This window comes from Paraburkholderia sp. BR13439 (assembly GCF_040948805.1).
Taxonomy (GTDB): domain Bacteria; phylum Pseudomonadota; class Gammaproteobacteria; order Burkholderiales; family Burkholderiaceae; genus Paraburkholderia; species Paraburkholderia youngii.
Window position 1 is genome coordinate 46,201 of record NZ_JBFPKN010000034.1, and the last position, 8,470, is coordinate 54,670.

The 8,470-nt window shown below is 60.6% G+C and carries 5 protein-coding genes; all 5 read left to right on the forward strand.

Going from position 1 to position 8,470, the window contains the following annotated elements:
• Window positions 1-80 precede the first annotated feature (80 nt).
• A complete protein-coding gene (mdeB, locus tag AB3X96_RS38110; protein WP_368593809.1) occupies window positions 81-2,795 on the forward strand; it encodes an alpha-ketoglutarate dehydrogenase in 2,715 nt (904 codons plus the stop codon).
• 43 nt (window positions 2,796-2,838) lie between these two features.
• Complete coding sequence (gene ilvB, locus AB3X96_RS38115) at window positions 2,839-4,596, forward strand: biosynthetic-type acetolactate synthase large subunit (protein WP_368593813.1); 1,758 nt, start codon at window positions 2,839-2,841, stop codon at window positions 4,594-4,596.
• A gap of 70 nt (window positions 4,597-4,666) precedes the next feature.
• Complete coding sequence (gene aceF / locus AB3X96_RS38120) at window positions 4,667-6,028, forward strand: dihydrolipoyllysine-residue acetyltransferase (protein WP_368593810.1); 1,362 nt, start codon at window positions 4,667-4,669, stop codon at window positions 6,026-6,028.
• A 43-nt stretch (window positions 6,029-6,071) separates the two neighbouring features.
• Entirely contained in the window at window positions 6,072-7,844 is a 1,773-nt protein-coding gene (lpdA, locus tag AB3X96_RS38125; protein WP_368593811.1) for a dihydrolipoyl dehydrogenase, read from the forward strand.
• Window positions 7,845-7,910: 66 nt separating this feature from the next.
• The gene (locus AB3X96_RS38130; RefSeq protein ID WP_368593812.1) at window positions 7,911-8,174 is read left to right on the forward strand and encodes a hypothetical protein; all 264 of its coding nucleotides are present in this window, start codon (window positions 7,911-7,913) and stop codon (window positions 8,172-8,174) included.
• Window positions 8,175-8,470: the final 296 nt, after the last annotated feature.

Consider the following 8,470-nt stretch of genomic DNA (forward strand, 5'->3'; position numbering starts at 1 on the left):
TTCTCACGCCGTCGAACTGTCTCGTTCGACATGCATGAGTCTCAAATCTCACGAATCTCACTGTTCAGCATGGAGTCACCATGACCGATTTATCGAGCGGTGCCAAACCGGTTCTCGCCCTCGCTCAAACCCGTATCGACAACGATCCGCAGGAGACTGCCGAGTGGATCGCCGCACTCGACGGCGTGGTGGAGCATGTCGGGCTCGAGCGCGCCCAGTATCTCTTCGACCGTCTGGCGGCGCACGCCTTGTCGAGCGGTATTGCAACGGCACGTGCGAATGTCACACCCTATACGAACACCATTCCGGTCGACCAGCAGCCGCCGTTTCCAGGTGACGTCGATATGGAAGAGCGACTCGCAGCTGCACTACGCTGGAATGCGCTCGCGATGGTGGTGCGGGCGAACCGCGCTTACGGCGAACTCGGGGGACATATTGCGAGCTACGCGTCGGCAGCGGATCTCTTTGAGGTGGGGTTCAACCACTTCTTTCGTGGTGCCAATGATACGCATGGAGGTGACCTCGTCTATTTCCAGCCCCACTCGTCACCGGGCGTGTATGCGCGCGCATACCTGGAAGGTTTTCTGAGCGAGCAGCATCTGGAGCATTACCGTCGCGAGATTGCAGGCCCGGGCCTGTGTTCGTATCCGCATCCCTGGCTGATGCCCGACTTCTGGCAGTTTCCAACGGGTTCGATGGGCATCGGACCGATCAACTCGATTTACCAGGCGCGTTTCATGCGCTATCTGCAGAACCGTGGGTTGCGCCAAACGGAAGGGCAAAAGGTCTGGGGGTTCTTCGGGGACGGCGAGATGGACGAGCCCGAATCGATTGGGGCCTTGTCTCTTGCGGCCCGCGAAGGGCTCGACAATCTCGTTTTCGTGATCAACTGCAATCTGCAGCGACTTGACGGCCCCGTGCGAAGTAACGGCCGCATCATCGACGAACTCGAAGCGCAATTCACGGGCGCGGGCTGGAACGTCATCAAGGTGGTTTGGGGTTCCGACTGGGATGCGCTTTTCGCACGCGATCGCACTGGCGCCTTGTTGCGCGCGTTTGCGCATACCGTCGATGGACAGTTTCAGACCTTTTCGGCCAATGACGGCGCCTACAACCGTGAGCGCTTCTTTGGACAGAACGAGGAACTGGCTGCGCTCGCCGCGCATCTGAGCAACGATGACATCGACCGTCTGCGCCGCGGCGGACATGACGTACGGAAGCTGTATGCGGCGTACGACAAGGCACTGAAGCATGGTGGTCAACCCACTGTCATTCTCGCGAAGACAATGAAGGGCTTCGGCATGGGCTCGATTGGCCAGGGCCGGATGACTACGCATCAGCAGAAGAAACTCGACATCGAACAGCTGAAAGCGTTTCGCGACCGGTTTCGCTTACCCATTTCCGACGAGGAGGTCGAACAGCTGCGGTTCTACAGGCCGGCGGACAACAGTCCGGAAATGCGGTACCTGCATGCCCGGCGCGAAGCGCTTGGCGGATATCTGCCCCGCAGAAGGAGAGCCGCGTCGCAAACGCTGCCTGTGCCGGCACTGTCGGCCTGGGGGCAATTCGCGCTGGAAGCCAGCGGCAAGGAGATGTCAACCACGATGGCGTTCGTGCGGATGCTCGGAAGCCTTCTGAAGGACCCGTCGCTCGGTCCTCGCATTGTCCCTGTGGTTGCCGACGAGGCACGCACGTTCGGCATGGCGAATCTGTTCCGGCAGGTTGGGATCTATTCGCCGCTCGGGCAACTGTACGAGCCCGAAGACATGGGTTCGATGCTGTACTACCGGGAAGACACTGGCGGACAGATACTGGAAGAAGGCATTTCGGAGGCCGGCGCTGTGTCGTCTTGGGTTGCGGCGGCAACTTCATACAGCGTGCACGACCTGCCCATGCTGCCGTTCTACATCTACTACTCGATGTTCGGTTTCCAGCGCATCGGCGATCTGATCTGGGCTGCTGCTGATCAGCGAGCGCGCGGCTTTCTGATCGGTGCGACGGCGGGCAAAACGACGCTCGGTGGCGAGGGTTTGCAGCATCAGGACGGCACGAGCCATTTGGCGGCTTCAACGGTACCGAACTGCCGAGCCTATGATCCGGCATTCGCGTACGAGGTAGCCATGATCGTCGACGAAGGCATGGGCGAAATGATCGAACGTCAGCGCGATGTGTTTTATTACCTGACGGTGACGAACGAGAACTACGCCCAGCCTTCGCTTCCGGGTGCACCCGTCGAGGGCGTGCGTGAAGGTGTGCTCAAGGGTATGTATCCGCTCGACGCGACATCCGTCGGTCGGACACAGGTCCAGTTGCTCGGTTCGGGGGCGATTCTGGGCGAAGTGCAGGCCGCTGCGCGCTTGCTGAAGGAAGACTGGAGCATCGAAGCTTCTATCTGGAGCGTCACCAGCTATACCGAGCTGCAACGGGACGGTGTCGCAGCCGAACGCACCGATCGTTTGTTCAATGAGGATCGCGGTCCCGCTCCGTATGTGACGTCTGTGTTGTCTCCCACTCGGGGGCCCGTGGTCGCAGCAACAGACTATGTGCGTGCTGTGCCGGAACTCATTCGTGCGTATGTGCCGCGGCGCTACGTGACACTCGGCACCGATGGCTTTGGACGCAGTGATACCCGTGCGGCATTGCGAGCCTTCTTCGAAGTCGACCGGTATTCGATCGCGATTGCTGCGCTGAAAGCGCTCGCGGACGACGGCGCAATCCCGGATGAGGTCGTCAAACAGGCCGTTGATCGCTATGGCAAGCATGATGGTCAACGGGCCCCGCCGTGGCAACGGTGATCCGCACCATGCGGAGCCAAAAATGAAAATTGCGGGTTCAGAGATGCAACAGGTTGCGAAAGCCGGTCCTTCGGGCAATTCGGGCACGGATGGCCACGCGTCGGGAGCACAGGTGGTCATGTCCGTCTTGCGCGCAGAGGGTGTTGATGCGGTTTGGGGGTACCCAGGGGGCGCCGTCCTGCCACTCTACGACGTGCTTCAGGAATCCATCGATATCACCCATTTGCTGGTTCGCCATGAACAGGCCGCCGTGCACGCGGCAGATGGTTTCGCGCGCGCAACGGGAAAGGTCGGCGTAGCGCTGGTGACGTCGGGGCCGGGCGTGACGAACGCGGTGACGGGCATTGCGACCGCCTATTTCGATTCGATCCCGCTGGTGGTGATCTCCGGTAACGTGCCCACACACGCTATTGGAACCGACGCGTTCCAGGAGTGTGATGCTGTCGGGATCACCAGGTCGATCGTCAAGCATAACTTTCTGGTGCTGGACGTCTCGCAACTGGCGAAGACGCTAAAAAGCGCGTTCCATGTTGCCCGCACCGGACGCCCAGGCCCCGTACTGGTGGATATTCCCAAAGATGTACTTCAGGCGAGGACGCCGTTGTGCATACCTGAATCCATTGAGCTACGGTCCTACCGTCCACGCACGGATCCTCACGCGGGACAGGTGCGTCGAGCCGCCGAAGCGCTCGCACGCTCACGCAGGCCATGCATTCTGGTTGGCGGCGGAGCGGTCGCGTCGGCAGCAAGCGAGGAGATTGGGGAACTCGTGCGGCGACTTGATGCGCCGGTGACGAACACGTTGATGGCGCTCGGCGCCTTTCCCGCTTCAGACAGGCGGTGCCTCGGGATGCCAGGGCTGCATGGCACATACGAAGCCAACATGGCCATGCAGCATTGCGACGTGCTGATTGCGTTCGGTGCGAGATTCGACGATCGGGTGGTTGGAAATACCGGGGACTTCCGCTCCGGTGGCAGGACGATTATCCATGTCGATATCGACCCCGCGTCCATAGATAAGCGGGTGCAGGTTGACATACCGATCGTAGGAGATGTGAGGACCTCAGTGCGCGCGATACTGGAGCAGCTCCGGGCACAGCGGATCAATGACGGAAATCGCAACGACTGGTGGAGAGAGATCGAGGCCTGGCGTGCGAAGCGCTGCCTCGCCTACGAGCCGGACGCCGATGTGATCAAGCCTCAGTTTGTTATCCAACGGCTTTGGGAAGCTACCGGAGGCGATGCCTATATCTGTTCGGATGTCGGGCAGCACCAGATGTGGGCCGCGCAGTTGTATGGATTCGACAAACCGCGTCGATGGATCAACTCAGGCGGGCTTGGAACCATGGGTGTCGGACTGCCCTACGCAATGGGCGTCAAACGGGCGCTTCCGGACGCGGACGTGGTCACAATCACCGGGGACGGTTCGATCCAGATGTGCATCCAGGAGTTGTCGACCTGTAAGCAGTACGACATCGGCGTCAAAATCGTTTCGCTTAACAACGGCTTCCTCGGTATGGTAAGGCAACTGCAGCATGTGAATTATCGTGACCGTTACTCTCACTCGTACATGGACGCGTTGCCTGACTTTATCGCGCTCGCCCGCGCTTACGGGCATGTCGGCTTTCGCATCGAGCGACCATGCGATGTCGAGCCGGTGCTGCGTGAAGCACTTGCCATGAAGCAGCGTACGGTATTCATGGACTTCGCCATTGATCCGTCCGAGAACGTCTGGCCTATGGTACGGGCTGGCGCGGGACTGACGGACATGCTGATGAATTCGGGCGACCTCGACCGGTAGTTCGATATGACTAGGGCTTCGGGCATCCACGTGTCCGCTGCCTGTTCCGGCCGGAGCGAAATACTACGCGATGATTGTTGCTCTCGCTTTGGAGCGCGATTGGGAGATTACTGAAGTGCATGTAAGAGAGATTAAGGTGCCTGACATTGGCGACTACAATGGCGTGCCCGTCATCGAGGTGCTGGTGGCTCCCGGTGATGTAATACAGGAAGAGCAATCGCTGGTTACGCTGGAGTCGGACAAGGCCACCATGGATGTGCCCAGTCCTCTTGGCGGCGTCGTTCGGGAAGTAAAGCTCAAGATCGGAGATACGGTGTCGGAAGGCTCGGTCATCCTGCTCATGGAGCCGCACGGCGCGGTGGCCGAGGTGGTCACCGCTGAGGCGGGTCCCGTGGCGAAGCTCGGGCTTTATGACGGTTCACCCATTGTGAATGAACTGCTTGAACCGGCAAGCCGTCCCTCCGCGCCTGCGCCAGCGGCTGTAGTCGCGCAGAAGGACGTTCGGATGTCGAGCCATGCTTCGCCCTCAGTGCGCAAGCTGGCGCGGGATCTCGGCGTGGAAGTGGCTAGGATTGTGGGCTCGGGCCCGAAGGGTCGCATCACGCAGGACGACGTTACGGCGTTTGTGAAGGGCGTGATGACGGGTCGACTGGCGGCGCCCGCTGCTGCAGCAGCCCCGGCGGCCGTGGGAGGCGCGGGTCTGAACCTGCTTCCTTGGCCGAAGCTCGACTTCACGAAGTTCGGGCCGGTCGATACGCAACCGCTTTCCCGCATCAAGAAGATTTCGGGTGCGAACCTGCATCGCAACTGGGTCATGATCCCGCACGTCACGAACAACGACGAAGCGGATATTACCGAGCTCGAAGCGCTGCGCGTGCAACTGAACAAGGAAAATGAGCAGGCGGGCGTGAAATTCACGACGCTCGCGTTCGTCATCAAGGCCTGTGTCGCGGCGCTGAAAAAGTTCCCGGCGTTCAACGCGAGCCTTGACGGCGACAACATTGTCTACAAGCAGTTCTACCACATCGGTTTTGCCGCCGACACGCCGAACGGCCTCGTCGTTCCGGTGATTCGCGACGCGGACAAGAAGGGCCTAGTCGATATCGCGAAGGAGATGACGGAACTGTCGAAGCTCGCGCGCGAAGGCAAGCTGAAGCCGGACCAGATGCAGGGCGGCTGCTTCTCGATCTCGTCGCTGGGCGGTATCGGCGGCACGCACTTCACGCCGATTATCAACGCGCCTGAAGTCGCCATTCTCGGCCTGTCGCGCAGCGCCACGAAGCCCGTGTGGGACGGAAAACAGTTCGTACCGCGCCTCATCCTGCCCCTGTCGCTTTCGTGGGATCACCGCGTCATTGATGGCGCGGAAGCCGGACGCTTCAATGCCTATCTAGCCACGATTCTGGCCGACTATCGACGGGTATCGCTTTGACCGGCGACAAGCCCCGGCACAAACGCAAAGAAGAAACTAACAAATGACGCTTATCGATGTAAAAGTGCCCGACATCGGTGACTTCAGGGACATCGAGGTCATCGAAGTCAACATCAAGGTCGGCGACGTTATCGAGAAGGAGCAGACGCTGTTGTCGCTCGAGTCGGACAAGGCCACGATGGAAGTGCCCAGCAATGTTGCGGGCACCGTCACGGAAGTAAAGATCAAGGCTGGCGACAAGGCTTCGCGGGGCACGGTAATCGCTCTGGTCGAGACGTCGGAAGTTGCGGCCGCGCCGGGTCCGAAGGCGGAAGCACCGAAGGGGCCCAAGGTAGCGGAAGCACCGAAGGCCGCCGACGGTTCGAAAACCGCGACGCCGCAAGCCGGCAGCTATTCGGGTTCCGTCGACGTCGAATGCGACATGCTCGTGCTCGGCGCCGGTCCCGGCGGCTACTCGGCGGCATTCCGCTCGGCCGATCTCGGCATGAAGACGGTGCTCGTCGAACGCTATTCGACGCTCGGCGGCGTGTGTCTGAACGTCGGCTGCATTCCGTCGAAGGCGCTGCTGCACACGGCGCTCGTGATCGACGAAGCAGAAGCGCTCGGCTCGCACGGCATCACGTTCGGCAAGCCGCAGATCGATCTCGACAAACTGCGCGACTTCAAGTCGGGCGTCGTCAAGAAACTGACGGGCGGTCTCGCGGGGATGGCGAAGGCGCGCAAGGTCGAAGTCCTCACGGGCCTCGGCGCGTTCGTCGATCCGTATCACATGGAAGTGCAGGGCGAAAACGACAAGAAGGTCGTCAGGTTCAAGCAGGCGATCATCGCGGCGGGTTCGCAAGCCGTGAAGCTGCCGTTCATTCCGGAAGATCCGCGCGTCGTCGATTCGACGGGTGCGCTGGAGTTGCGCCAACTGCCGAAGCGCATGCTCGTGATCGGCGGCGGCATCATCGGTCTCGAAATGGCGACGGTGTACGCGACGCTCGGCGCGCAGATCGACGTCGTCGAAATGCTCGATGGCCTGATGGCGGGCGCGGACCGCGATCTCGTGAAGGTCTGGGAGAAGTTCAACAGCAAGCGTTTCGGCAACGTGATGCTGAAGACCAGGACGACGGGCGCGGAAGCGAAGCCGGACGGCATCTACGTGACGTTTAAAGGCGAGAAGGCGTCTGCCGAGCCGCAACGCTACGACCTCGTGCTGGTCGCCGTGGGCCGCAGCCCGAACGGCAAGAAGATCGGCGCGGACAAGGCAGGCGTGGCCGTGACGGATCGCGGCTTCATCGACGTCGACAAGCAGATGCGCACCAACGTGCCACATATTTTCGCGATCGGCGATGTCGTCGGCCAGCCGATGCTCGCGCACAAGGCCGTGCACGAAGGCCACGTCGCGGCGGAAGCGGCGCATGGCGAGAAGGCGTACTTCGACGCGATGCAGATTCCGTCGGTGGCTTACACCGATCCGGAAGTGGCATGGGCGGGCAAGACGGAAGACCAGTGCAAGGCCGAAGGCATCAAGTACGGCAAGGCAGTGTTCCCGTGGGCCGCGTCGGGCCGCGCGATCGCGAATGGTCGCGATGAGGGCTTCACGAAGCTGATCTTCGACGAAGAAACGCATCGCGTGATCGGCGGCGGCATCGTCGGTCTTAATGCGGGCGACCTGATCAGCGAAGTGTGCCTCGCGATCGAGATGGGGGCCGACGCGACGGATATCGGCAAGACGATCCATCCGCACCCGACGCTCGGCGAATCGATCGGGATGGCCGCGGAACTGTACGAAGGCGTTTGTACGGATCTGCCGCCGCAAAAGAAGAAGTAGAGCGCGAACGGCGTGGGACCGCAACGACATTGGGTATGGGCGTTCAGGAATTCACACTACGATTGGATGAACACACATAACTTTATCGGCGCAACACCATGTGACGATGCTGCTGTGCCGGCTTTTCAGTCCAATCAGCAACTCAAACACGTAATTTTGCTAAACGAAGTGGCCGAGCCGACTCGGTCGAGACCGGTGTCTACGCTACCTGTCAAAGGGAAGCAGATTTCTCCCTATGCTTCGTTGTTGCAAAGTCCGACATCGATGCTGGTGAGCGTTGTGAATGAACGGGCCGATGTCTCGCGTGCTGCAATTCTCGGCTACAACTGAGTAGAGGCGGGGCAATCGAGCGCAGCCCCCGTCTGCGCGTCACGGCGCGCATCTATTACTGCGGGAGCAATCCGCGAGCGGAGCGCGGGGCTCGTTCGCCTCATGCGAACTGGACTCCATCGGGAGAGCCGAAGATCGTCTACTGACGAGAACCAAAGAGGCGACTATCGTAAGCACCCGGCGAAGTCATCTTGATCGGCAAGTCGTGCCGCCCGACGATCATGTCCATTCAAATTTTAAATGGACAGGTGTACATGACGGACGAAGTCGAGGTTGTCCAGGATGTGGTGCAGCCG

Bases quoted from the DNA above. Each gene is read 5' to 3' on its own strand.
- mdeB (WP_368593809.1), top strand. From the start codon at position 81: ATGACCGATTTATCGAGCGGTGCCAAACCGGTTCTCGCCCTCGCTCAA.
- ilvB (WP_368593813.1), top strand. From the start codon at position 2,839: ATGCAACAGGTTGCGAAAGCCGGTCCTTCGGGCAATTCGGGCACGGAT.
- aceF (WP_368593810.1), top strand. From the start codon at position 4,667: ATGATTGTTGCTCTCGCTTTGGAGCGCGATTGGGAGATTACTGAAGTG.
- lpdA (WP_368593811.1), top strand. From the start codon at position 6,072: ATGACGCTTATCGATGTAAAAGTGCCCGACATCGGTGACTTCAGGGAC.
- AB3X96_RS38130 (WP_368593812.1), top strand. From the start codon at position 7,911: ATGAACACACATAACTTTATCGGCGCAACACCATGTGACGATGCTGCT.